Origin of the sequence: Actinomycetospora chlora, assembly GCF_039542135.1 — a bacterium.
Taxonomy (GTDB): domain Bacteria; phylum Actinomycetota; class Actinomycetes; order Mycobacteriales; family Pseudonocardiaceae; genus Actinomycetospora; species Actinomycetospora chlora.
In genome coordinates, this window is record NZ_BAABHO010000078.1 from 1 (window position 1) to 23,577 (window position 23,577).

Here is a 23,577-nt window from a genome sequence, read left to right on the forward strand (position 1 = left end):
CGGCGCTGCTGGCCGTGGCCGGGCTCCCCGCCGAGGTCGTGCTCGGCGGGCGCGCGCAGCGGGGCGAGTCGGGGACGCCGACGGTCGTGGGCGGGCAGGCGTTCGTGGCGCCGCTCGGGTGGGTCACGGCCGGCGGCGACGCGGCCGCGCGCCGGATCCTGCTGCGCCCCGCGGGCGCGCCGCGCGGCACCGACCTCGTCGCGGTCCAGGAGAACCCGCTCGACCCGGCCGCGGCGGCCGATCCCGAGCGGGCCCGCGGGCAGCTCGCGGCCCAGTACGAGGCGGCGCGCGCCGCGGGCGACCCGGTGTCGGACTACGACCCGCGGGCGGAGTTCGGTGACCGCGACGTCGCCCGCTACCGCCAGGACCCCGCCCCGGGCGTGCGCGTCGACTGGTTCGTGGTGGTGTCGGCACCCTCGATGGTCAGCGTCGGGTGCCGCCACGGCACCGACGACGCCGAGGCCCGCCGCGTCCTCGCCGCCTGCGCGCAGGTCGTGGAGACGCTCACCCCCGCGGGCTGAGCCGGGCGGCGACGGATGTCGCGAAACGGCCACCACGCCCCGCGGCCGGTCGTCATGCTCGTCGGAGTCAGCGAGCCCCGGACCGGGCTCCGTCACCGGGAGGGGATGCGCATGACCGGCGGCCGTTTCAGCACCGACACCGCGACCATGCAGAGCGTCGCGCAGCAGATCAGCACCATCCACACGACCATGGAGGCCGACCTCGCGCGCCTGCGCCAGCAGCTCTCCACGCTCGCCGGGCAGGAGTGGCAGGGCGCCGCGGCCACCGCGTTCGGCACCACGATGGCCACCTGGGACCGCGACGCCATGCGGATGAACCAGGCGCTGGACGCCATCGCGAGCAAGGTCAACCGCAGCGCCGGTCTCCTCGAGTCCGACCAGGACCGCGGGGCCCGGGCGTTCCACGGCGTCGACACCGGCACGGGCCAGGCCGGCGGCCTCGGCCGGTTCCTCTGATCCCCCGCACCGACTCCCCGTAGGAGGAACCATGGCCGAGAGCCGTATCCGGGTCGACTTCGCGACCATCGACGCCGCGGTCAGCAACATGCAGACGCTGCGCGCGTCGATCGAGGGGCACATCGCCGACCTCGACCGCACCATCGCCGAGCTCCAGGTCTGGGACGGCGCCGCGGCCGCCGAGTGCCAGGCCCGCAACCAGGAGCTGAAGGCGGCGTGGACGTCCATCGAGGGCCAGCTCGACGCGCTGCGCACCACCACGGCGGGCTTCAACCAGGGCGCGCAGGAGACCGAGGACGCGATCCGCCGCTCCTTCGCGCGCTAGGCCGGGGCCCTCCAGGGGGTGGTCGGCGTCCGCGACGAGGGGACGCGTACCCTGGAGGATCGTTGCGCGGTGCACGCCCCGCGCCTGCTCGACCGCACTCGACCGCCCTGCGGCCCGAGCCGTTCCGTCCAGCCGTCCGTGACGAGGTAGCTTCCGTGCGCACGTTCAGTCCGAAGCCAGGCGACATCGATCGCGCCTGGCACGTCATCGACGCGTCCGACATCGTGCTCGGGCGCCTGGCCAGCCAGAGCGCCCAGCTGCTGCGGGGCAAGCACAAGCCCACGTACGCGCCGCACGTCGACACCGGTGACTTCGTGATCATCGTGAACGCGGAGAAGGTCGCCCTCACGGGCGGCAAGCGCGACGACCGCTTCGTCTACCACCACAGTGGCTACCCAGGCGGCCTGCGGGCCCGCACGGTCGGCGAGGAGCTCGAGCGCTTCCCGGCGCGGCTGGTCGAGAAGGCCGTCAAGGGCATGCTCCCGAAGAACCGGCTGGGCCGGGCGATGGCCAGCAAGCTCAAGGTCTACGCGGGCCCCGAGCACCCCCACGCCGCGCAGAAGCCGGTGCCGTACGAGATTCGACAGGTGAGCCAGTGACCAGCCCCGACGAGCCGACCGACCTGCCCGAGGTCACCGACAACGACGCGGCGCAGACCCTGGCGGAGGCCGCGGACCTGCCCGAGGGCGCCGAGGCCGCCGTCGGCGGGACGCCCGTGTCCGCCACCGACGACGCCGGTGACGACGTTGTCGCCGACGTGACCGTCGACGGTTCCGACGAGGACGCCGACGGCGCCGGCGAGGACGGCGACGTCTTCGGCGACGCGGCGCCCGCGCCGGTGTTCGCCTCGATCGACCGCCCCGTGCAGACCGTGGGTCGCCGCAAGTCGGCGATCGTGCGCGTGCGCCTCGTGTCCGGCACCGGGCGCATCGTCTGCAACGGCAAGGCGTTCGAGGAGTACTTCCCGAACAAGGTGCACCAGCAGCTCATCCGTGAGCCGCTGGTGACCACCGAGCGCACCGAGCAGTTCGACGTGCACGCCACCCTCACCGGCGGCGGCACCTCCGGCCAGGCCGGTGCCCTGCGCCTCGGCCTGGCGCGGGCCCTCGTCGAGGTCGACCCCGACGACCGCCCGGGCCTCAAGAAGGCCGGCTTCCTGACCCGCGACCCGCGGGCCACGGAGCGCAAGAAGTACGGCCTCAAGAAGGCCCGGAAGGCTCCGCAGTACTCGAAGCGCTGATGGCGCGGCTCTTCGGCACCGATGGTGTCCGGGGGCTCGCGAACGCCGACCTCTCGCCCGAGCTGGCGACCGCGGTCTCCGCGGCGGCCGCGGGCGTGCTCGCCGAGCACGCCCGGGCCGGCGGTCGGCGGGGTGCGGACTCCCGCCCGTTGGCGATCGTGGGTCGGGACCCGCGGGCCAGCGGCGAGATGCTCGAGGCGGCGGTCACCGCCGGTCTGAGCGCCGCGGGAGCCGACGTGCTGCGCGTCGGCGTGCTGCCGACGCCGGCCGTGGCGTTCCTGACCGATCGGCTCGATGCCGACCTCGGCGTCATGATCTCGGCGTCGCACAACCCGATGCCCGACAACGGCATCAAGCTCTTCGCCGCGGGCGGGCACAAGCTGCCCGACGCCGTCGAGGACGAGATCGAGGCGCACGTGCGTGCCGGACAGGACGGCACGCCCGTCGGCGCGGCCCCGCGGCCCACCGGCCGCGACATCGGGCGCGTGCGGGACGTGCCCGACGCGCTCGATCGCTACGTCGCCCACCTCGCGGAGGCGACGCCGACGCCGCTGGACGGCCTGCACGTGGTCGTGGACTGCGCGCACGGCGCCGCGTCGGCCGCCGCCCCGCGGGCGTACGCGGCCGCGGGCGCGCGGGTCACCGCGCTGCACGCCGAGCCGGACGGCTGGAACATCAACGACGGCGTCGGCTCCACGCACATGGAGGCGCTCACGCGCGCCGTGGTCGAGCACGGCGCGGACCTCGGCATCGCGCACGACGGCGACGCCGACCGCTGCCTCGCCGTGGCCGCGGACGGCAGCGTCGTCGACGGCGACCAGATCCTCGCGGTCCTCGCGCTCGACATGCAGGAGCGCGGCGAGCTCGCCGAGGGCACCCTCGTCGTGACGGTGATGAGCAACCTCGGGCTGCACCTCGCGATGGCCGACGCCGGCGTCAGCCTGCGCACCACCGCGGTGGGCGACCGGTACGTGCTCGAGGAGCTCCGCGCCGGCGGCTTCTCCCTGGGCGGCGAGCAGTCCGGGCACGTCGTACTCCCGGCCCACGCCACCACCGGGGACGGCCTGCTCACCGCGCTGCGGCTCATGGCGCGCATGGCGCAGAGCGGGCGCCCCCTCGCCGACCTCGCGGCGGCGATGACCCGGCTCCCGCAGGTGCTGGTCAACGTGCCGGTGGCGGACAAGGCGGCCGTCGGGTCGTCGCCCGAGGTCGCCGAAGCCGTCGCCCGCGCCGAGGCCGAGCTGGCCGGCCGGGGCCGCGTGCTCCTGCGCCCGTCGGGCACCGAGCAGCTCGTGCGCGTCATGGTCGAGGCCCCGACCGAGGGCGTCGCGGGCGAGGTCGCGGACCGTCTGGCGGGCCTGGTCTCCGGCGTCCGCTGACCGCCCCGCACCCCCTGCGGTACTCCTGTCGCACCGTGCGCGACCGGGTGGCGACGGACCGTGGCCGCGCTGGGCGCGGGCGTCCCGCCGATCGACGTATCAGGGCGGGGCGGTACCGGGTTCCGGCCCCTGGCGGGGTCGCCACGCGTTAACCTGACGGTGGTCCCGCGTCGCGGCGGGACGTCGGCATCGGTGGTGCCCCGCCACAGCGCGGGCCGGACGCGGAGGACGCGGATGGACTCGGTCCCGCCCGCCCACGGCCCCGCCCGGTTCGACGACCTCCTCGCCCAGCTCGGCATCGACGGCGCCGACGCCGGCGACGGCAGCGACCCGCGTCCCGACGGCCCGCCCCCGGAGCTCCCCGAGGTCGTCGAGGCGGTCACCGGCCGGGCGCGCGACCTGCACCGTCTCGCCGACCGTCTCGGCGCCGACGCGGCCGGGGACGACGCCGGCACGCTGTCGGCGGTCGCCCTGCTGCGCGCCCACGCGGGCCGGGTCGGCGACCTCGCCGAGCACCTCGCCGCCGCCGGTGCGGACCGCACGACGAGCGAGACGGAGCCGGGGTCCGACGACACCGGGCCGCGCGGCGTGCCGCGCAGCGTCGGGTGACCGGGCCCGACCGGCCGCTGCGGCTCGTGCCCGCGGCCGGTCCGGTCGACGTCGGCGGGCCGAGCCGTCCCGCCCTCCTGGCGGCGGTCGACGCGGCCGTCGGGGTCCTCACCGCCCACCTCGCCCGCTGGGCCGCCCTGCCGCCGCGCTGGCGCGGTGTCCCCGCCGGGCCGGACACCGACCCGGCCACCGTCGCCCGCGCGGGCGCGCAGGCCCGGGAGCTTCCCGACCCGGTCGCCCTCGCCGAGCAGGCCGACGCGCTGCGCGAGGCCGCCGACGTCGTGCGCCGCCAGCACGTGGACACCGCCGAGGACCTCGGGCCGCTGTGGGACACGTGGGCGGGGCCGTCGGCGGACGCGGTGCAGCGGCGGGTGTCGGCCCTCGCGCGCTCGGCGCACGGCCTGGTGGGCGAGCTGGGCGACACCGCCGACGTCGTCGACACCGCGGCGGGACAGGTCGCGGCCGCGGTGCGCGACCTCGCGGCCGGCGCGGCCGCGGTGCGCCCGGCCGACCCGGTGGGCGGCCTGCACCCGGCGCAGGTGGACGCGATGCTCGCGGCGGTGCGCACCGACCCGGGCGTCGAGCGGCCGTTGCGGGCGTGGGCGGCCGACCTCGAGGAGCGGCTGCGCCTGTTCCTCGGCGCCGCCGCCCGCAGCCGGGCCGCGGGCCGGGAGGCGGGCGCCCGCGTGCGCGAGCGCCTGGCGGCCGCGGGGCCGCTCGGTCCCCCGGTCAGTCCTCCAGGCGGTGGCCCGCCTCCGAGGTCCGGACCTCCGTCCCCTTGACCCCGCCGTCGAACGCCGCGGCGTAGCGCCCGTCGCCGTTCAGGCGGTGCAGCAGGAAGCCCGTGAGCAGGGCGCGCACCAGCGTGCGGGTGGCGTTCTCGCCCTTGCCGTCGAGCAGCACGTCCGACCAGTGCCGGCCCTCGAGCAGGCCGAGGTGCGTGGCCTTCTTCAGCGTGCGCAGCGAGGACTCGCCCGCCCACGCCGTGTCGAGCAGCTCGGCGCCGGCGGCGGGCGGCGAGACGAGGTCCTTGCCGAACGCCAGGTGCAGGCCGGGCAGGTGCACGGCGCGGGCGGCCTCGACCGCCGAGGGGCGGGTGTCGGTGAGCGCGACGGTGGCGACGGCCTGGACGGCGACGCCGCGACCGACCTCCCAGTACGGCTCGCCCACGGCCTGGACCTGGGTGTCGGCGGCCGGGACGGCCGCGGCCAACACCGCGGACCCCGCGCCCATCCCGTGCCCGGCGACGCCGAGGCGGCCGGGGTCGACGCTGACCGCCGCCCCGCGCGCGGTGCCGCCGAGGCGGACCCCGGAGCAGACCTCGAGCGCCGTGCGCAGGTCGTGGGCCAGGGCCCGGTGGGAGCCGAACGGCCCACGCTGGGTGTCGGGCGCCGCGGCGACGATGCCCCACGACGCGAGGTGGCGCAGCAGCCCGAGATAGCGGGCGGCCGGCTGCAGCCAGTCGTGGCCGAACGCGACGGCGGGCAGGCCCGCGCCCGACTCGGGGGTGAACACGACGCCGGGCAGCCCCACCAGGGCCAGCTCGCCCCGCAGGACCGGGTACGGGCCGGGCCGGGACAGCTCGGCGACCAGCGCCTTCGGCGCCAGTGCCTTCCCCGGGATCACGCTCGCCATGGCCGGGGAACCTAGCGGAGCCGGGCGGGCACGGCCCGTCGTGACCCCGGGTGGTGACGCCCGGACCGGCGGGCGCCCGGGACGCCGGAGCGCCCTCGTTACCCTGGCGGCCGTGTGCGGGATCGTGGGATACGTCGGCTGGCGCGGGGCCCAGGAGGTCCTCGTCAACGGGTTGCGACGTCTGGAGTACCGCGGCTACGACTCCGCCGGCGTCGCCGTGGCGGACGGCAAGGGTGGCCTGGAGGTGCACCGGGCGGCCGGTCCGCTGGCCAACCTGGTGGCGGTGCTGCCCGACGGGGACGGGACGGGGACGGCCGGCATGGGCCACACCCGCTGGGCCACCCACGGCCCGCCGACCGACCGCAACGCCCACCCGCACCGCGACGCGACCGGCCGGCTGGCCGTCGTCCACAACGGGATCATCGAGAACTTCGCCGCGCTGCGCGCCGAGCTCGAGGCCGACGGCGTGGAGCTCGCGAGCGACACCGACACCGAGGTCGCGGCGCACCTCGTCGGGCGGGCGTTCGACGCCGACCCGGACTCGGGGCTGACCGCCGCCGTCCGCGCCGTCGTGGCCCGGCTCGAGGGCGCGTTCACGCTGGTCTTCACCCACGCCGACCGGCCCGACGAGATCGTCGCGGCGCGCCGCTCGTCGCCGCTGGTGGTGGGCGTCGGGCAGGGGGAGATGTTCGTCGCGTCGGACGTCGCGGCGTTCATCGACCACACCCGCGACGCCGTCGAGCTCGGCCAGGACCAGATCGTCACCCTGACCCGCGAGGGCGCGGTGGTCACCGACTTCCACGGGGACGTCGCCCGCACCCGGCCCTTCCACGTCGACTGGGACATCGCCGCCGCCGAGAAGGGCGGCCACGACTTCTTCATGCTGAAGGAGATCGAGGAGCAGCCGGTGTCGCTGGCCGACACCCTGCGCGGGCACCTGGTCGACGGCCGGGTCGTGCTCGACGAGCAGCGCCTGTCCGACCAGGAGCTGCGCGACGTCGACAAGGTGTTCGTCGTCGCCTGCGGCACGGCGTACCACGCGGGGCTGCTGGCGAAGTACGCGATCGAGCACTGGTGCCGCATCCCCGTCGAGGTCGAGGTGGCCAGCGAGTTCCGCTACCGCGACCCGGTGCTGGACCGCTCGACGCTCGTCGTCGCGATCTCCCAGTCCGGCGAGACGGCGGACACCCTCGAGGCCGTCCGGCACGCCCGCGAGCAGAAGGCCCGGGTGCTGGCCATCTGCAACACCAACGGCGCCCAGATCCCGCGCGAGTCCGACGCCGTGCTCTACACCCACGCCGGCCCGGAGGTCGGCGTCGCGGCGACGAAGACGTTCACCGCGCAGGTCGTGGCCTGCTACCTGGTGGGGCTGGCGCTCGCGCAGGTGTTCGGCACGAAGTACGCCGACGAGGTCGCCCGCGAGTACGCCGAGCTGGAGTCGAGCGCCGACGCGGTGGCGCGGGTGCTCGAGGCGGTCGTCGAGCCGACCCGCGCGCTGGCCCGTGACCTGGCGGGGTCGAAGGCGGTGCTCTTCCTGGGGCGCCACGTCGGCTTCCCGGTGGCCCTGGAGGGCGCGCTTAAGCTCAAGGAGCTCGCCTACATGCACGCCGAGGGTTTCGCGGCCGGCGAGCTCAAGCACGGCCCGATCGCGCTGATCGAGCAGGACCTGCCGGTGGTCGTCGTCATGCCCTCGCCGAAGGGCCGCGCGATCCTGCACCAGAAGCTGCTCAGCAACATCCGCGAGATCCAGGCCCGCGGCGCCCGCACGATCGTCGTCGCCGAGGAGGGCGACGAGACGGTGCGGCCGTTCGCCGAGCACCTCATCGAGGTGCCCGCGGTGTCGACGCTGCTCCAGCCGCTGGTCGCGAGCATCCCGCTGCAGGTCTTCGCGGCCGAGGTCGCCCGTGCCCGCGGCTACGACGTCGACAAGCCCCGCAACCTCGCGAAGTCCGTCACGGTCGAGTAGGGGTACGTGCGTGATCTTCTGAGCTATAGCTCGAAAGATCACGCACGTACGACGGAGGAGGCAGCCGGGGTGTACGGCGTCTGGACGCCCGAGCAGGTGCGCGCGGCCGAGGAGCCGGTGCTGGCGCGCACCCCCGAGGGCGCGCTCATGCGCCGTGCGGCCCGGGGCGTCGCGCAGGTGGCGCTGGCCGAGCTGGAGCGCCGTACGGGCGGGGTGGCCGGGTGCCGCGTGGTGGTGCTCGCCGGCGCCGGCAACAACGGCGGCGACGGGCTGTGGGCCGGCTACGAGCTGCGCCGCCGCGGCGTCGCCGTCACCGCGGTGCTGCTGAGCCCCGACCGCGCCCACCCCGCAGGCCTCGCCGCCCTGCGGCGGCAGAAGGGCCGCACGCTCAGCGACGTCGAGCACGGCGTCGCGGCGGTCGACGGCGCCGACCTCGTGCTCGACGCGATCGTCGGCACCGGCGCCCGCGGGGGCCTGCGCCCCGAGGCGGCGACGCTCGCGCGCGCCGCGGCGGTCGCCGGCGTCCCGGTGCTCGCCGTCGACACCCCGAGCGGCATCGACCCGCTCACCGGTGTCCCCGGGGACGAGTTCGTGGACGCGGCGGCCACCGTCACCTTCGGCGCCCGCAAGCCGGTCCACGTGCTCGCCGCGCCCCGCTGCGGCCCGGTCACGCTGGTCGACATCGGGCTGGGCCCGGAGCTGCCGCCCGCCCCCGTCCAGGTGCTCGACGCCGCCGACGTGGGGGAGCGCTGGCCGGTGCCCGGGCCGGGCGACGACAAGTACACCCAGGGCGTGGTCGGCGTCGCCGCCGGCTCGGCGACCTACCCCGGGGCGGCCGTGCTCGCCTCCGGCGCCGCCGCGCTGGCCACCAGCGGCATGGTCCGCTACGCCGGCAGCGCCGCTCACGAGGTCCGGGCCGCCTGGCCCGAGGTCGTCGCCACCGACACGGTCGGCGAGGCCGGGCGCGTCCAGGCGTGGGTGGTCGGCCCGGGCCTGGGCACCGACGACGCCGGCGCGGGCACGCTCGCCGAGGTCCTCGACGCCGGCCTGCCGGTGCTCGCCGATGCCGACGCCGTGACCCTGCTCGGCCAGCACGCCGAGCTGCGCGAGAAGGCCGCAGGCCACCCCGTGCTCATCACCCCGCACGCCGGCGAGTTCGGCCGCGTCGCGCAGCTCACCGACGACCGCGTGGACTCCGCCCGCCGCGCCGCCGCCGACCTCGGCGTCACCGTGCTGCTCAAGGGCAACGCCACCGTCGTCGCCGACCCCGACGGCCGCGTCCTCGTGCACCCCGCCGGCAGCGCCTGGCTCGCCACCGCGGGCTCCGGCGACGTGCTCTCCGGCGTCGCGGGTGCCCTGCTCGCCGCCGGCCTCGACCCGTGGTGGGCCGGCGGCTGCGCCGCGTTCGTGCACGCCCGGGCCGCCGACGTCGGCGCCGGCGCGGCCGACGGCCCCGGGTCCCCGGTGCCCGCGTCGCACGTCCAGGCCGCGCTGCCGCGCGCGATCCGCGAGGTCCGGGGGGCGATCCGGTGACCACCGGCACGCGCACCGGCCCCCGCGTCGAGGCCCGCATCGACCACGATGCCCTGGCCCACAACGTCGCCCTGCTCAGCGCGCTCGCCCGTGCCTCGGGCGCCGCGACGATGGCCGTGGTCAAGGCCGACGGCTACGGCCACGGCGCCGTCGACGTCGCCCGCACCGCCCTGGCGAGCGGCGCCACCTGGCTCGGCGTCTGCACCCTCGAGGAGGCGGCCGAGCTGCGCGCGGGCGGGATCGACGCGCCCGTCCTGTCGTGGCTGCACCTGCCCGACGAGGACTTCGCCCCCGCCGTGGCCGACGGGGTCGACCTCGGCGTCTCCTCCCGCGCCGAGCTCGACGGGGTCGTCGCCGGCGCGGGGCGGGCCGGCCGCCCGGCCCGGATCCACCTCAAGATCGACACGGGGCTCAGCCGCAACGGCTGCCCGCCGGGCGACTGGGGCGACCTCCTCGAGGCCGTCGAGGCGGCGCGGGCCGCCGGCGAGGTGGAGGTCGCGGCCGTGTGGTCGCACCTCGCCCACGCCGACGCCCCCGCGCACCCGACGATCGACGTCCAGGCCCGGCGCCTCGACGACGCCTGGCGGGCCGCCGCGACCCGGCTCGGCGGTCCGCGGCCGTGGCGCCACCTGGCGAACTCCGCGGCCACCCTCACCCGTCCGGACCTGCACCTCGACCTCGTCCGGCCGGGCATCGCCGTCTACGGGCTCGACCCGCTCGAGGCCCCGGACCACCACGGCCTGCGACCGGTGATGACCTTCCGCACGCGCGTGGCGCTGGTCAAACGGATCGCCGCCGGGGAAGGTGTGTCCTACGGGCACGAGTGGGTGGCCCCTGACGACCGGGTGCTGGCACTGGTGCCGACGGGGTACGCCGACGGTGTCCCGCGACGGCTCGGAGGGACGATGACGGTGCAGCTGGCCGGTCGGCGCCGACCGGTCGTGGGCCGTGTGTGCATGGACCAGGTGGTCGTCGACCTCGGCCCGGCCGACGGCGACGTTCCCGCGGTCGCGCCGGGCGACGAGGTCCTCCTGTTCGGCCCCGGCGACGCCGGGGAGCCGACCGCGCTGGAGTGGGCCCGCTGGCTCGACACCATCCACTACGAGGTCGTCACCGGGGTCGGGTGCCGGCCGCGGGTGACACGCACGGTCTGGACGCGGCCGTGACCGAGCACCGCATCTCCCCGACCGGGGTCGCGGGGGCCGTGGCCGGCGCGGTGATCGGCGGCGCGGCCGCCGCCGGCGCCGTCGGGGCCGGCCGGGCGCGCTCGCGGGTCCTGCGCCAGCGGGCGGAGCTCTCCGAGGAGGAGAAGGCCCATCCCTCGCGGCTGGGCATGGTGCCGCCCGGGCGCGAGTCGTCGGTCGCCGCCGACGACGGTGTGCGGCTGTCGGTCGAGGAGGTCGACCCGGTCACCCCGGGCGCGACGCCCGAGCTGACCGTCGTGCTCGTCCACGGCTTCGCGCTCGACCGCAAGTGCTGGCACTTCCAGCGCCGCATGCTCTCCGAGCTCACCGAGCCCGCGGTGCGCACCGTGCTCTACGACCAGCGCCGCCACGGCCGTTCGGGCCAGGCCAGTGCGCGGTCGTGCACGATCGCCCAGCTCGGCGCCGACCTCGACGCGATCCTGCGGACCTGCGTCCCCGAGGGCCCGATCGTGCTCGTCGGGCACTCGATGGGCGGGATGACGATCATGGCGCTGGCCGAGCGCCACCCCAAGCTGTTCACCGAGCGGATCGTCGGGGTCGCGCTCGTCTCCACCTCGGCCGGCGACGTCATGGCCGGCGGGCTCAAGCAGGCCGTCCTCTCCCACCGCAACCCGACGGTCAACGTGCTGGGACGGGTGGCGCACTGGCAGCCGGCGTTCGCCGACCGCGTGCGCCGCGGCCTGGGCAACGTCATCTGGGCGTGCGTGCAGGCGCTGTCGTTCGGCGACCGCAGCACCGACCCGGCGCTGGTCAACCTCGTGGACCGCACGATCGCCGCGACCCCGCTGGACGCCCTGACGTCGTTCGCCAACACGCTCTCCACCCACGACCGGCGCGCGGCACTGGCCGGGCTCACGCAGTGCGAGGTGCTCGTCGCGGGCGGCACGCGTGACCGGATGATCCCCTACGAGCACTCCGAGCTCATCGCCGCCGAGATCCCGCAGGCCGAGCTCCTGCCGCTCGAGGGTGCCGGGCACATGGCGATGATGGAGCAGCCCGGGGAGTTCGATGCCGCGCTGCTGGAGCTGCTGCGCCGGTGCACCCACCGCAGCAAGGTCCTGCGCCGCCTGCGCCCCGGGCGCTCGGCGACCACCGACCGACCGCGCCGCGGCCTGCGCCGCCCGCGGCGTCGCGCCTGATGGCCGGCTCCGTCCTCACCGACCGCCGTGTCGTGCTGCCGACCCCGGCGGACACCACCGCGCTCGGGCGCGACATCGGCCTGCGGCTGGAGCCCGGCGACCTCGTCGTGCTCGCCGGCCCCCTCGGCGCCGGCAAGACCTGCCTGGCGGCGGGGATCGGCGAGGGTCTCGGGGTGGAGGGCCCGGTGACGTCCCCGACGTTCGTCATCGCCCGCGAGCACCCGTCGCTGCCGGCGGCGCTGGGCGGGCGCGGCGTCGTGCTCGTGCACGTCGACGCCTACCGGCTCGGCGTGGGCACCGCGCCGACGCCCGACCCGGCCGAGGTCGCCGCGCAGCTCGACGACCTGGACCTCGACACGGACCTGACCCGGGCCGCCGTGGTGATCGAGTGGGGCGAGGGCGTGGCCGAGCACCTCGCGGGGGAGCCGCTGCTGGTGCGGCTGGACCGCTCCGGCCCGGACGAGACGCGGGTGGCCGACCTGCGCGGTCCGGCCCGCCTGGTGGCTCCGTAGGCTCCCGCGACGTGCTCGTCCTGGCCCTCGACACCGCCACCGCCCGCATCACCGCCGGCGTGGTGGAACTCGGCGAGGGTGGCCCCGTCACCCTCGCCGCCCGTGACGGCGAGGGCGCCCGGGCCCACGCGGAGCTGCTGGCGCCGGCGATCGCCGAGGCGCTCGCCGAGGCCGGGCGCACCCGTCGCGACCTCGACGCCGTCGTCGCCGGCCTCGGGCCGGGGCCGTTCACCGGCCTGCGGGTCGGGCTGGTCACCGCGGCCGCGATGGGCGACGCCCTCGGCCTGCCGGTGCACGGCGTCCCGACCCACGACGCGGTCGCCGCGGGCCACGACGGACGACTGCTGGTGGTGACCGACGCCCGCCGCCGCGAGGTCTACTGGAGCCTCGTGGCCGACGGCGTCCGCACCCACGGCCCCGAGGTGACCCGCCCCGCCGACCTCGCCGCCCGCCTCGGCCCCGACGGCGACCTCGGGCCGGTCGACGCGGTGCTCGGCGACGCCGCCGAGCAGGTCGGGGCGCCCGCGGGCGTGCCCGGGCCGACGCCGGCCGGTCTGGTCGCGGTGGCCGCGCCGGCCCTGCGCGCGGGCACCGTCCCCGGCCCGCTCGTGCCGCTCTACCTGCGGCGCCCGGACGCCGTGCCGCCGGGGGCGCCGAAGGCCGTGACCCGCACCTCGTGACCGTCACGCTCGACGCCCTGACCCCCGACGACGCCGACCGCTGCGCCGAGCTGGAGGCGATCCTCTTCCCCGGCGACGACCCGTGGAGCGCGCGGGCGTTCCGCGAGGAGCTGCGCGCCGGCCACCACTACCTCGCCGCCCGCGACGGAGCGGCCCTGGTCGGCTACGGCGGCGTGGCCCTGCTGCCGGGGCGGCTGGGGCAGCAGGCCGAGGCCGAGATCCACACCATCGGGGTGGACCCGGCGTACCAGGGTCGGGGCCTCGGGCGGGCCCTGCTGGACGCGCTGCTGGCCGCGGCGGACGGGATCGGCGCGACCACGTTCCTCGAGGTCAGGACCGACAACGTCCCCGCGCAGCGGCTGTACGCGGCCACCGGCTTCACGGTGATCAGCACCCGCCGGCGGTACTACGCGTCGGGGGCCGACGCCCACACGATGCGCCGGTTCCCGCAGGGCGAACACACGCCGGACGCCCCTCGTTGATGGCCTGGCACTCTCGGCGCTAGAGTGCCAAACAGCACGGCGTCGGAGCCGCCCCGGCACCCGCGACGACGGGGAGGCCCGCCGGCGCCGTGGAGCCGAGACAGGCGGCCCGAACCGCCCCGACCCCAGACAGGTGGAGGTCACCGACGTGGCCAGCGTGAACATCAAGCCGCTCGAGGACAAGCTCGTGGTGCAGGCCAGCGAGGCCGAGACCACGACCGCGTCCGGCATCGTCATCCCCGACACGGCCAAGGAGAAGCCCCAGGAGGGCAAGGTCCTGGCCGTGGGCCCGGGCCGCGTGGACGACAACGGGAACCGCATCCCGCTCGACGTCGCGGTGGGTGACGTCGTCATCTTCTCGAAGTACGGCGGCACCGAGGTCAAGTACAACGGCGAGGACTACCTGATCCTCTCCTCCCGCGACGTGCTGGCGGTCGTCAACTAGGACCCCCGCGCACCGACGTCCGCCGCCCCGGTGGCCCCACGGGGCACCGGGGCGGCGGCGTCTCCGCGGACCAGGAAGGACTTCAGTGCCCAAGCAGATCACCTTCGACGAGACCGCCCGCCGTGCGCTCGAGCGCGGCGTGGACCAGCTCGCCGGCGCGGTCGTAGTGACCCTCGGACCGCGAGGGCGCCACGTCGTGCTGGAGAAGAAGTTCGGTGGTCCCACGATCACCAACGACGGCGTCACCATCGCCCGCGAGATCGAGCTCGACGACCCGTTCGAGAACCTCGGCGCGCAGCTGGCGAAGAACGTCGCCACCAAGACGAACGACGTGGCCGGCGACGGCACCACGACGGCCACCGTGCTCGCCCAGGCCCTCGTCTCCGAGGGTCTGCGCAACCTGGCGGCCGGCGCGAACCCGACGGCGCTCGGCGCCGGCATGGTCGCCGCCACCGAGAAGGTCACCGAGATCCTGCGCGAGCGGGCCACCCCGGTGAACGGCCGCCAGGGCATCGCCGCCGTCGGCGCGGTCGCCTCGCGCGACCAGACGATCGGCGACCTCATCGGCGAGGCCATGGAGAAGGTCGGCGAGGACGGCGTCATCACCGTCGAGGAGGCCTCGACGCTGGCGACCGAGCTGGAGATCACCGAGGGTCTCCAGTTCGACAAGGGCTACATCTCGCCCTACTTCGTCACCGACAACGACTCCATGGAGGCGGTGCTCGAGGACGCCCAGATCCTCCTGCACCGCGAGAAGATCAGCGCGATCGCCGACCTGCTCCCGCTGCTGGAGAAGGTCGTCGAGTCCGGCAAGCCGCTGCTCATCGTCGCCGAGGACGTCGAGGCCGAGGCCCTGTCGACCCTCGTGGTGAACTCCATCCGCAAGACCGTCCGCGTCGCCGCGGTCAAGGCGCCGTTCTTCGGCGACCGCCGCAAGGCGTTCCTGGACGACCTCGCGGCCGCCACGGGCGCGACGGTGGTCAACCCCGAGGTCGGCATCAAGCTGGCCGAGGTCGGTCCCGAGGTGCTCGGCTCCGCGCGCCGTGCCGTGATCACCAAGGACGCCACCACCCTCGTCGAGGGCGGCGGCGCCAAGGAGGCCACGGACGCCCGCGTCGCCCAGATCCGGCGCGAGATCGACGAGACCGACTCGGACTGGGACCGCGAGAAGCTCCAGGAGCGGCTCGCGAAGCTCGCCGGCGGCGTCGCCGTCATCAAGGTCGGTGCCGCCACCGAGACCGAGATGAAGGAGCGCAAGCACCGCATCGAGGACGCCATCGCCGCCACCCGCGCGGCGGTGGAGGAGGGCATCGTCCCCGGCGGCGGCAGCGCGCTGCTGCACGCCGCGGCCGAGCTCGAGGGTGACCTCGGGCGCACCGGCGACGAGGCCACGGGTGTGCGCCTGGTCCGCCGGGCCCTGTCCGCCCCGCTGCGCGCCATCGCGCGCAACGCGGGCCTCGAGGGCAGCGTCGTCGCGGCCCGCGTCGCGGAGTCCGGCTGGGAGTCGGGCTACGACGCCGCGAGCGAGACCTACGGCGACCTCATGGCCGCCGGGATCATCGACCCGGTCAAGGTGACGCGCTCCGCGCTGGAGAACGCCACCTCGATCGCGCGCATGGTCCTGACGACCGAGAGCGCCGTCGTCGACAAGCCCGAGGACGAGGAGCCGGCCGCCGCCGGTGGCCACGGCCACGGGCACGGCCACGGGCACTAGCCCGCCCGGCGGTGGGTGAGGGGCCGGTCGCCCGTCCCCTCGAGACACGAACGGCGCCCTCGCTGCTTCGCCAGCAGCGAGGGCGCCGTTCGTTCGTCCAGAGGCGGGGTCGGGCGGGCGTCAGCGGCGGGGGCGGCCCGTCGCGGCGGCGACGCGCTCGGACTCCGACATGCCGCCCCAGATGCCGTAGGGCTCGCCGGCGGCGATGGCGTGGCGCCGGCACGGCTCGACCACCGGGCAGTCGCGGCACACGGCCTTCGCGCGGCGCTCGCGGTGCGCGCGGGCCGGCCCGCGCTCGCCGTCGGGGTGGAAGAAGAACGCGCTGTCCATGCCGCGGCAGGCGCCGAGGCGCTGCCAGTCCCAGATGTCGGCGTTCGGACCGGGAAGCCGGCGGACGTCGGCCATGCGCCACCTCCACATCACGATGTGGTCGTCACCCTCGGTGCGCACCTCCGCGCGGACCGCGACCACCGTGGTGGACCTTATGGCGGTTGTGGACAACGCGTCCAGGACATGCGACGTGCGCCATCTCGCACCGTTCGGCGCTCCGGGGGTCCCGCGGGCGGCCGCCTACATGTCGGGGTGCTTGCCGATTCGGCTCCGATCCGTGATCATTCCCCGCACGCGGAGTACACGGAGGTGTCGCCGGGCGGTCGTATCCGGTGGATCTCCGGTCGTCACCGTAGGGTCGCCCGCACGTTGAACAGGGGGAGGGGTCGCCACCCGGCCGGTCACCGCACCGGCCGACGCCCACCGGCCGTGGAGGCCCCCGGTACGTCAGTCGGCGTAGACCCCCTGCGCCCGTGGTGAGGAGAGCGCATGAACCGGCACGTCGAGCGGCGACTGGACCGCGGACGCGACCCGGGTGCTGCGCGCGACCAGGCGGCACGTCCCCACGAATCGGCCCCGGCCGGCGGGTCAAGTTCGCCCGCCCAGGTGCCGATGGGGGAGAGTGCTCGCTCAACAGCTGCAGGGTCGCTGCAGAAAGGAGCTCCCGTGACCACGGTCCTGATCTGCGACGATCGTCGCAGCGTCCGTGAAGGCCTCACCAGGGTGATGTCCGCGGTCCCGGGAGTCCACCGCATCGACTGCGTCGCCCACGGCGACGAGCTGCTCACCCGCTTCTCGCGCCAGACCGTCGACGTGGTGCTCGTCGGCACCCAGCGCGCCGTGCCCACCGGCGTCGAGGCCACCCGCCGCCTGGTGGCGGCCCACCCGCAGGCCAACGTCATCGTCTTCGGCGCCCCGGACGACTCCGGCAGCATCGCCGCGGCCATCGCCGGCGGTGCCCGCGGCTACCTGCGCTGGGACGCCTCGCGGCCCGAGCTGGTCGCCGCCCTCGCGCACACTCTGGCCAGCACCTCGGTGCCCGCCCCCCGCACGCCGGCCGACTCGGGCGTCCAGCTCACCGAGCGCGAGCTGCAGGTGCTGCGCGGCATGGCCCAGGGTAAGAGCAACGGCCAGATCGGCCGCGAGCTCTACCTCTCCGAGGACACCGTCAAGACCCACGCCCGGCGCCTCTTCCGCAAGCTGGGCGTGCGCGACCGTGCGCAGGCCGTCGCGCACGGCTTCCGACGGGGCCTGGTCTCCTGACCGCGTCCCGCGACGGCCGTCCGGGGGGACACGTCGACGGCACCCGCGGAGTGCACGCCGACGACGCCCCGACGCCGGTCATCGGTATCCCGCGCGCGGTCCACCGCGCCGCGGACCGGTGGCGTGCGCCAGATCGGGCGAACACGTTCCGCCCCGTGCCGGGTGCGGAGCGTGCCCGCTACGCTGACCTGACCACATCGGCGCCCGGTCCCGTCAGCGCGGCCGGAACGCCGAGCCGTCCGGCGGTGGCGCCGCAGACCCTGCGTCCGGAGCCACCGCCCCGCGTAACACCGGGGCCACGCGCAGCGATGACCGAGTCAGGGAACGACCTCGAGGGTCTGGTGGCCGCCGCGAACGACGGCGACCGCTCGGCCCTCAACCGCGTTCTCGCGATCATCCGGCCGCTGGTCGTGCGGTACTGCCGCGCGCGCATCGGCCGGCAGGAACGGTCGTCGGTCTCGGCCGACGACGTGGCCCAGGAGGTGTGTCTCGCCGTGCTGACCGCACTGCCGGGCTACCGCGACCAGGGCCGCCCGTTCCTCGCCTTCGTCTACGGCATCGCGGCCCACAAGGTCGTCGACGCGCACCGCTCGGTGGCGCGCAGCCGGTCCGAGCCGGTGGAGGAGCTCCCGGAGGAGCTCGATCCCCGGGACGGCCCCGAGCAGCGGGCACTCAACGGAGCGCTGTCCGTCCAGATGGGTCAACTGCTCGACACGCTGCCGCCCAAACAGAGGGAAATCCTCGTGCTGCGTGTCGTCGTTGGACTGTCGGCGGAGGAAACCGCGGAAGCGGTCGAGTCCACCCCCGGAGCGGTGCGGGTGGCCCAGCACCGGGCGTTGTCAAAGTTGCGGACCGCGGTGTCCGCGATCTCGGAAGAGGTGAGTTGAGTGGGCGGCCACCGGGCGTCGGGCGGGTCCGAGGGTGACCTCGTCGACGGCCCTGTCGACCTCGCGGCGGTCCGGGCCGACGACGCCCTGATCGACGCGCTCGCCGGCGGTGCCGGTGCAGCGGGTGACCCCGACGGCTACGGCTTCGGCGGCACCGACGACGACCGTCTCGCGGCGATCCTCGCCGCCTGGCGCGCCGACATCGAGGCCGATCCGATGCCTGAGCTCGTGTCGCTGGACGAGGCGGCCGACGCCGTCGCGGCCGGCCACGAGAGCCGGGACCGGCTGCGCTCGCGCGCCCGCCGGCGCATGCCGTTCGCCATCGCCGCCGTCGCGGCCGCCGTCGCCTGTGCGGGGCTGACGGTCGCGGTGCACGGCGCGATGCCGGGCGACACGCTGTGGGGCGTCTCCAAGGTCTTCTTCTCCGAGCGCGCGCAGAACGTCGAGCGCGTGGAGGAGGTCCGCAACCGGATCGAGGCGGCCAACGGCGCCCTCGCGCGCGGCGACGTCAACCAGGCCCGCAACGAGCTGGCCCAGGCGAACGTCGCCATCCCGCAGGTGGCGCCGGAGCAGCAGGCGCCGCTGGTCAAGGAGCGCGACCGGGTCCAGACGTCCATCGAGAACGACCCGACCCCGTCCACCGGCCAGTCGTCGGGCAGCTCGTCGTCGCCCACCGCGGACCCGACGTCCCCGGACGCGAGCCAGACGTCGGACAACGCGACCACGCCCAGCCCGGCGACACCGCCGGCGCAGCAGGACCCGGCCTCGCCGGCGGAGCCGCAGTCCCCGGCCGACGCCGACACGCGCGGCGCCGACGAGCCGCCGACCGGCCCGACGTCCCCGGCTCCCGGATCGACGACACCGCCGAACTGACCCACCGCACGCCGAAACGGCCCGGCCCCCGCGAGGGGACCGGGCCGTTCGTGCGTGAGCGCGGAGGTGCGGGCTACTCCGCGAGCGTCGCATCGGCGAAGCCGCGGCAGTACTCCCAGGTGACGTAGGCCGAGGGGTCCGGGTCGAACGGGGGCTCGTGCGGGCGCATGTGCCCCTCGTCGAGGAGCTGCTGCAGGCTCGCCCGCAGCAGGTCCCAGTCGTGGTAGTGCTGCTCGGAGCAGTCCTCGCAGTCGACCACCACGCCACGGACGCCGCGCGGGGCGAGGAGGGCCTCGAAGACCGCGAGGTCGCCGAGGTCCGCCACGACCTCCTCGCGCTCGGCGTCGTCGAGGGGCGCGTCGTCGGCGGCGGTGTCGTCCGGTCCTCCGAGCGCGCGGGCAGGGTCCGCGGGGTCTCCCGCGAACGGGTCGGGCGGCAGCGCTTCGTAGGCCACGACCAGCAATTTACCCGGGTGGCGGCGCGCGTCACCCAGCGGCGGTCCGCGCGCCCGGGGGACCACTCCCGGGGCCGGACTACGATTGTCGTCATGGTGCTGACGGAGCCCGGTCTGCCCGAGAAGTTCGCGTTGCTCGGCCTCACCTTCGACGACGTCATGCTCCTGCCCGGTGAGTCGGACGTCGTGCCCTCGGAGGCCGACACGTCGGCGCGCCTCACGCGCCGGGTCACGCTGCGGGTGCCGCTGGTCAGCTCCGCGATGGACACCGTCACCGAGTCGCGGATGGCCATCGCGATGGCGCGCCAGGGCGGCATGGGCGTGCTGCACCGCAACCTCCCGGCGGACGCGCAGGCCGCGCAGGTCGAGGTGGTCAAGCGCTCCGAGGCGGGCATGGTCACCGACCCCGTGACGTGCTCGCCGGACGACACGTTGGCCCAGGTCGACGCGCTGTGCGCCAAGTTCCGGATCTCGGGCCTGCCGGTGGTCGACGAGGTCGGGCGCCTCGTCGGCATCATCACCAACCGCGACATGCGCTTCGAGGTCGACCACTCGCGCCGGGTGCGCGACGTCATGACCTCCGAGGACCTCGTCACCGCCCAGGTCGGCGTCACGGCGGAGGCCGCGCTCGGCCTGCTGCGCCGGCGCAAGATCGAGAAGCTGCCGCTGGTCGACGGCGCGGGGATCCTCCGGGGCCTCATCACCGTCAAGGACTTCGTCAAGACCGAGCAGTACCCCCTGGCCACCAAGGACCCCGACGGCCGCCTGCTGTGCGGCGCGGCCGTGGGCGTCGGCGACGACGCCTGGACGCGCGCGATGGGGCTGGTCGACGCCGGGGTGGACGTGCTCGTCGTCGACACCGCGCACGGGCACTCGCGGGCGGTCACGGCGATGGTGGCGAAGCTCAAGCAGGAGCTCGGCGAGCGGGTCGAGGTCGTCGGCGGCAACGTCGCGACGCGGGCGGGCGCCCAGGCGCTGGTCGACGCGGGCGCCGACGCGGTCAAGGTCGGCGTCGGCCCGGGCTCGATCTGCACCACGCGCGTCATCGCCGGCGTCGGCGTCCCGCAGATCACCGCGATCCACGAGGCGGCCGCCGCGGCCACCCCGGCCGGCGTGCCGGTGATCGGCGACGGCGGCCTGCAGTCGTCGGGCGACATCGCCAAGGCGCTCGCCACCGGCGCGGGGACGGTCATGCTCGGCTCCCTGCTCGCGGGCACCGCCGAGACGCCGGGCGACCTCGTGCTGCTCGACGGCAAGCAGTTCAAGACCTACCGCGGCATGGGCTCGCTGGGCGCGATGCAGAGCCGCGGGCAGCAGGGGTCGTACTCCAAGGACCGCTACTTCCAGGACGACGTCCTCTCCGACGACAAGCTGGTGCCCGAGGGCGTCGAGGGGCGCGTACCCTTCCGGGGGCCGCTCGCGCAGGTGGCCCACCAGCTCGTCGGCGGACTGCGGGCGGCGATGGGCTACACGGGCGCGCGGACCATCGCGGAGCTGCAGCGCGCGCACCTCGTCCGGATCACCGCGGCGGGGCTCGCGGAGTCGCACCCGCACCACGTCACGATGACCGCCGAGGCCCCCAACTACGGGGCGCGTTAGCAGCACCAGCCGGACAGGGGAGCGCTCCACGTGCGCGAGCAGGTCGAGATCGGTCGGGGCCGCAGCGCCCAGCGCAGCTACGTCTTCGACGACCTCGACATCGTCCCGTCGCGGCGGACGCGCTCGTCGTCGGCGGTGTCGACGGCGTGGCAGCTCGACGCGTACCGCTTCGAGCTGCCGATGCTGACCCACCCCACCGACGCCGTCGTCAGCCCGGCCACGGCCGCCCGCGTCGGCGAGCTCGGCGGGCTGGGGGTGCTCAACGCCGAGGGCCTGTGGGCCCGTCACGCCGAGGCGGAGAAGGCCCTCGCCGAGGTGGTGACGCGGGCGGCCACCGACCCGGCCGAGGCCGTCGCCGAGCTGCAGCGCCTGCACGCCGCGCCCGTGCAGCCGGCGCTGCTCACCGAGGCGCTCGAGCGCGTCCGCGCGGCCGGGGCGACGGTGGCTGCGCGCGTCAGCCCGCAGCACGCGCGGGAGCTGACGCCCACCCTGCTCGCGGCGGGCGTCGAGGTGCTGCTGGTGCAGGGCACGATCATCTCGGCGGAGCATGTGGGTCCGGACGGTGACGAGGGCGGCGAGCCGCCGCTGGACCTCGAGGACTTCATCGAGTCGCTCGACATCCCGGTCGTGGCCGGGGGCGTCGGCGACTACCGCACCGCGATGCACGTCATGCGGACCGGCGCGGCCGGCGTGATCGTCGGCTACGGCCAGGCGGCCGCGACGTCGACCGACTCGGTGCTGGGCATCGGCGTCCCGATGGCGACGGCGCTGGTCGACGCGGCCGCGGCGCGCCGCGACTACCTCGACGAGACCGGCGGGCGCTACGTCCACGTCATCGCCGACGGCGGGATGGGCTGCTCGGGCGACATCGCCAAGGCCATCGCCTGCGGCGCGGACGCCGTCATGCTCGGCGAGCAGCTGGCCGCGGCGGAGGAGGCACCCGGTGGCGGCTGGTACTGGACGGCGTCGGCCGCCCACCCGTCGCTCCCGCGCAGCGGGATCACCCGCGTGCCCACCGCCGCGCCGGACCTCGCCTCGGTGCTCACCGGCCCCGCCCGCTCGGGTGCGGGCACGATGAACCTGTTCGGGGCCCTGCGCCGCGCGATGGCCAAGACCGGCTACTCCGACCTCAAGGAGTTCCAGCGGGTGGGGCTCTCCGTCCGCCGCTAGCCGGTCCGGGCACGCAGAGCGACGGCGTGATCTCCCACGGAAGTGCTCCTGGACACGGGACCACCGCTGCGATCTCGTCTGGTGCATGACGACACGCCCGGGCGCCGCTTGGCCGGGGCGCGGGGTGGCCGCCCCGGTCTTCGTGGGACGCCGCGGGCCGCTCGCCGTGGTCGACGCCGCGTGGGAGGACGCGCGGGCGGGGCGCCCGGGCGTGGTGTGGGTGGAGGGCGAGGCCGGCGCGGGCAAGACGGCGTTCCTCACGCGGGCGACCGCCGACCGGACGGCCGCGTGCGTGCTCACCGCGACCGGTGACGCCGCGGAGTCGGGGCTCGCGCACGGCGTGCTCGACCAGCTCGTCGCGGGCCTGCCGGCCGACGTCGTCGACCGCTTCCCGCTGCTGCGGCCCGACCGCGCGCCGCGCGCCGACCCGCTCGCCGTCGGCGCCGACCTCCTCGGGGCGCTGGGGGCCCTGCCCGGCGAGGAGCCGGTGCTCGTCGTGCTCGACGACCTGCAGTGGGCCGACCAGCCCTCGGTGCGCGCCCTGGTGTTCGCGCTGCGCCGGCTGCGCCACGACCGGGTGCTGGTGCTCGCCGGCGTCCGGCACCCGGGGGAGGAGACGGGCGAGGCGTGGTGGGAGCGGCTGCCCGCGTCGGGGGAGGCCGTGCGCCGGCTGCGGCTCGAGGGCCTCGACCCGGGGGAGATCTCGGAGCTCGCGGCCGGGCTGGGCCGCCCGCTGGGCTCGACGGGGGCGGCCGAGCGCCTCTGGCGGCACACCCACGGTCACCCGCTGCACGCCCGCACGCTCATCGAGGACCTCCCGCCCGCGGTGCTGGCGGGCACCGCCGACGTCCTGCCCGCGCCGCGGAGCCTCCCGTCGGTCCTGCTGGTGCGGCTGTCGCGGGCCGGCCCGGACACCGAACGGCTCGTCGTGGCCACCGCCGTGCTCGGCGAGAGCGCCCCGCTCGCCCTCGCCGCCGCCGTCGCCGGGCTCGACGACCCGTCGGCGGCGCTCGACGAGGCCGTCGGACTCGGGCTGGTCGACGAGCTGCCCGGCGGGCCGCCGGCCCGGATCGGGTTCGTCCACCCCCTCGTGCGCGCGGAGGTGCGCGGCGACCTGCCGCCGGCCCGGCGCCGCGGGCTGCACGCCGCGGCCGCCGGCC

At 76.1% G+C, this 23,577-nt stretch carries 26 protein-coding genes; 23 read left to right on the top strand and 3 right to left on the bottom strand.

Annotated elements, in window-relative coordinates; translation table 11 throughout:
• The 8 genes from ABD994_RS29075 to ABD994_RS29110 form a co-directional block, all read left to right on the top strand.
• Positions 1-521 (top strand): type VII secretion-associated protein (locus ABD994_RS29075; RefSeq protein ID WP_345424373.1); only part of this gene is annotated, 521 nt, incomplete at its 5' end.
• A gap of 111 nt (positions 522-632) precedes the next feature.
• Positions 633-977, top strand: a complete 345-nt coding sequence (locus tag ABD994_RS29080; protein WP_345424376.1) for a WXG100 family type VII secretion target — start codon at positions 633-635, stop codon at positions 975-977.
• A 31-nt stretch (positions 978-1,008) separates the two neighbouring features.
• Complete coding sequence (locus ABD994_RS29085) at positions 1,009-1,302, top strand: WXG100 family type VII secretion target (protein ID WP_345424379.1); 294 nt, start codon at positions 1,009-1,011, stop codon at positions 1,300-1,302.
• A gap of 155 nt (positions 1,303-1,457) precedes the next feature.
• A complete protein-coding gene (gene rplM / locus ABD994_RS29090) occupies positions 1,458-1,901 on the top strand; it encodes a 50S ribosomal protein L13 (RefSeq protein WP_345424382.1) in 444 nt (147 codons plus the stop codon).
• Complete coding sequence (gene rpsI, locus ABD994_RS31745) at positions 1,898-2,542, top strand: 30S ribosomal protein S9 (protein ID WP_425550146.1); 645 nt, start codon at positions 1,898-1,900, stop codon at positions 2,540-2,542. The genes rplM and rpsI overlap by 4 nt, the downstream gene beginning before the upstream one ends.
• On the top strand, positions 2,542-3,921 hold the full coding sequence (gene glmM / locus ABD994_RS29100) for a phosphoglucosamine mutase (RefSeq protein ID WP_345424385.1): 1,380 nt from the start codon (positions 2,542-2,544) through the stop codon (positions 3,919-3,921). Before rpsI ends, glmM begins: the two co-directional genes overlap by 1 nt.
• A gap of 234 nt (positions 3,922-4,155) precedes the next feature.
• Complete coding sequence (locus ABD994_RS29105) at positions 4,156-4,530, top strand: hypothetical protein (protein WP_345424388.1); 375 nt, start codon at positions 4,156-4,158, stop codon at positions 4,528-4,530.
• Positions 4,527-5,312, top strand: a complete 786-nt coding sequence (locus ABD994_RS29110; protein ID WP_345424390.1) for a WXG100 family type VII secretion target — start codon at positions 4,527-4,529, stop codon at positions 5,310-5,312. The genes ABD994_RS29105 and ABD994_RS29110 overlap by 4 nt, the downstream gene beginning before the upstream one ends.
• Here the strand turns inward: ABD994_RS29110 and ABD994_RS29115 are convergent.
• Positions 5,260-6,165 (bottom strand): alpha/beta hydrolase, encoded by a 906-nt coding sequence (locus tag ABD994_RS29115; protein ID WP_345424392.1) that lies wholly within the window; start codon positions 6,163-6,165, stop codon positions 5,260-5,262. The two genes, ABD994_RS29110 and ABD994_RS29115, sit on opposite strands and share 53 nt — an antisense overlap.
• A gap of 112 nt (positions 6,166-6,277) precedes the next feature.
• Here ABD994_RS29115 and glmS point away from each other — a divergent pair, with 112 nt between their 5' ends.
• The 9 genes from glmS (at position 6,278) to groL (ending at position 15,841) form a co-directional block, all read left to right on the top strand.
• Positions 6,278-8,131 (top strand): glutamine--fructose-6-phosphate transaminase (isomerizing), encoded by a 1,854-nt coding sequence (glmS, locus tag ABD994_RS29120; RefSeq protein WP_345424395.1) that lies wholly within the window; start codon positions 6,278-6,280, stop codon positions 8,129-8,131.
• Between the two features lie 69 nt (positions 8,132-8,200).
• Positions 8,201-9,664 carry an NAD(P)H-hydrate dehydratase gene (locus ABD994_RS29125; RefSeq protein WP_345424398.1) on the top strand — a complete coding sequence of 488 codons (1,464 nt, stop codon included), beginning with the start codon at positions 8,201-8,203 and terminating at the stop codon, positions 9,662-9,664.
• The gene (gene alr, locus ABD994_RS29130) at positions 9,661-10,830 is read left to right on the top strand and encodes an alanine racemase (protein ID WP_345424401.1); all 1,170 of its coding nucleotides are present in this window, start codon (positions 9,661-9,663) and stop codon (positions 10,828-10,830) included. The genes ABD994_RS29125 and alr overlap by 4 nt, the downstream gene beginning before the upstream one ends.
• Positions 10,827-12,008: an alpha/beta fold hydrolase gene (locus tag ABD994_RS29135; protein WP_345424404.1), complete on the top strand. Its 1,182-nt coding sequence runs from the start codon at positions 10,827-10,829 to the stop codon at positions 12,006-12,008. Before alr ends, ABD994_RS29135 begins: the two co-directional genes overlap by 4 nt.
• Positions 12,008-12,520 carry a tRNA (adenosine(37)-N6)-threonylcarbamoyltransferase complex ATPase subunit type 1 TsaE gene (gene tsaE, locus ABD994_RS29140; RefSeq protein WP_345424407.1) on the top strand — a complete coding sequence of 171 codons (513 nt, stop codon included), beginning with the start codon at positions 12,008-12,010 and terminating at the stop codon, positions 12,518-12,520. The genes ABD994_RS29135 and tsaE overlap by 1 nt, the downstream gene beginning before the upstream one ends.
• An 11-nt stretch (positions 12,521-12,531) precedes the next feature.
• Complete coding sequence (gene tsaB, locus ABD994_RS29145; RefSeq protein ID WP_345424410.1) at positions 12,532-13,200, top strand: tRNA (adenosine(37)-N6)-threonylcarbamoyltransferase complex dimerization subunit type 1 TsaB; 669 nt, start codon at positions 12,532-12,534, stop codon at positions 13,198-13,200.
• The gene (gene rimI / locus ABD994_RS29150; RefSeq protein ID WP_345424414.1) at positions 13,197-13,682 is read left to right on the top strand and encodes a ribosomal protein S18-alanine N-acetyltransferase; all 486 of its coding nucleotides are present in this window, start codon (positions 13,197-13,199) and stop codon (positions 13,680-13,682) included. The genes tsaB and rimI overlap by 4 nt, the downstream gene beginning before the upstream one ends.
• A gap of 133 nt (positions 13,683-13,815) precedes the next feature.
• Complete coding sequence (gene groES / locus ABD994_RS29155; protein ID WP_116709688.1) at positions 13,816-14,127, top strand: co-chaperone GroES; 312 nt, start codon at positions 13,816-13,818, stop codon at positions 14,125-14,127.
• Between the two features lie 85 nt (positions 14,128-14,212).
• Positions 14,213-15,841, top strand: coding sequence for a chaperonin GroEL (groL, locus tag ABD994_RS29160; protein WP_345424419.1), 1,629 nt, complete (start codon positions 14,213-14,215; stop codon positions 15,839-15,841).
• A 120-nt stretch (positions 15,842-15,961) separates the two neighbouring features.
• Here groL and ABD994_RS29165 read toward each other — a convergent pair whose 3' ends face one another.
• The gene (locus tag ABD994_RS29165) at positions 15,962-16,246 is read right to left on the bottom strand and encodes a WhiB family transcriptional regulator (protein ID WP_285648661.1); all 285 of its coding nucleotides are present in this window, start codon (positions 16,244-16,246) and stop codon (positions 15,962-15,964) included.
• A gap of 591 nt (positions 16,247-16,837) precedes the next feature.
• Between ABD994_RS29165 and ABD994_RS29170 the strand changes: the two genes are divergently transcribed.
• The 3 genes from ABD994_RS29170 to ABD994_RS29180 all read left to right on the top strand — a co-directional run bounded on the left by ABD994_RS29170 (position 16,838) and on the right by ABD994_RS29180 (position 19,194).
• Positions 16,838-17,434 carry a response regulator transcription factor gene (locus ABD994_RS29170; protein ID WP_116709579.1) on the top strand — a complete coding sequence of 199 codons (597 nt, stop codon included), beginning with the start codon at positions 16,838-16,840 and terminating at the stop codon, positions 17,432-17,434.
• A gap of 308 nt (positions 17,435-17,742) precedes the next feature.
• Positions 17,743-18,321: a sigma-70 family RNA polymerase sigma factor gene (locus ABD994_RS29175; RefSeq protein WP_345424439.1), complete on the top strand. Its 579-nt coding sequence runs from the start codon at positions 17,743-17,745 to the stop codon at positions 18,319-18,321.
• Complete coding sequence (locus ABD994_RS29180; RefSeq protein ID WP_345424422.1) at positions 18,322-19,194, top strand: anti-sigma-D factor RsdA; 873 nt, start codon at positions 18,322-18,324, stop codon at positions 19,192-19,194.
• 73 nt (positions 19,195-19,267) lie between these two features.
• On the opposite strand, the gene ABD994_RS29185 is transcribed toward ABD994_RS29180, so the two are convergent.
• The gene (locus ABD994_RS29185; RefSeq protein ID WP_345424442.1) at positions 19,268-19,654 is read right to left on the bottom strand and encodes a DUF5319 domain-containing protein; all 387 of its coding nucleotides are present in this window, start codon (positions 19,652-19,654) and stop codon (positions 19,268-19,270) included.
• 87 nt (positions 19,655-19,741) lie between these two features.
• Between ABD994_RS29185 and guaB the strand changes: the two genes are divergently transcribed.
• The 3 genes from guaB to ABD994_RS29200 all read left to right on the top strand — a co-directional run.
• Entirely contained in the window at positions 19,742-21,247 is a 1,506-nt protein-coding gene (gene guaB / locus ABD994_RS29190) for an IMP dehydrogenase (protein WP_345424425.1), read from the top strand.
• 30 nt (positions 21,248-21,277) lie between these two features.
• Positions 21,278-22,417: a GuaB3 family IMP dehydrogenase-related protein gene (locus ABD994_RS29195; protein WP_345424428.1), complete on the top strand. Its 1,140-nt coding sequence runs from the start codon at positions 21,278-21,280 to the stop codon at positions 22,415-22,417.
• 85 nt (positions 22,418-22,502) lie between these two features.
• Positions 22,503-23,577, top strand: a 1,075-nt coding sequence (locus tag ABD994_RS29200; protein WP_345424431.1) for an AAA family ATPase, incomplete at its 3' end; no start/stop codon positions are given.

Coding starts and splice junctions, on each gene's coding strand:
- ABD994_RS29080 (WP_345424376.1), top strand. CDS start 633: ATGACCGGCGGCCGTTTCAGCACCGACACCGCGACCATGCAGAGCGTC.
- ABD994_RS29085 (WP_345424379.1), top strand. CDS start 1,009: ATGGCCGAGAGCCGTATCCGGGTCGACTTCGCGACCATCGACGCCGCG.
- glmM (WP_345424385.1), top strand. CDS start 2,542: ATGGCGCGGCTCTTCGGCACCGATGGTGTCCGGGGGCTCGCGAACGCC.
- ABD994_RS29105 (WP_345424388.1), top strand. CDS start 4,156: ATGGACTCGGTCCCGCCCGCCCACGGCCCCGCCCGGTTCGACGACCTC.
- ABD994_RS29115 (WP_345424392.1), bottom strand. CDS start 6,165: ATGGCGAGCGTGATCCCGGGGAAGGCACTGGCGCCGAAGGCGCTGGTC.
- tsaE (WP_345424407.1), top strand. CDS start 12,008: ATGGCCGGCTCCGTCCTCACCGACCGCCGTGTCGTGCTGCCGACCCCG.
- ABD994_RS29165 (WP_285648661.1), bottom strand. CDS start 16,246: ATGGCCGACGTCCGCCGGCTTCCCGGTCCGAACGCCGACATCTGGGAC.
- ABD994_RS29175 (WP_345424439.1), top strand. CDS start 17,743: ATGACCGAGTCAGGGAACGACCTCGAGGGTCTGGTGGCCGCCGCGAAC.
- guaB (WP_345424425.1), top strand. CDS start 19,742: ATGGTGCTGACGGAGCCCGGTCTGCCCGAGAAGTTCGCGTTGCTCGGC.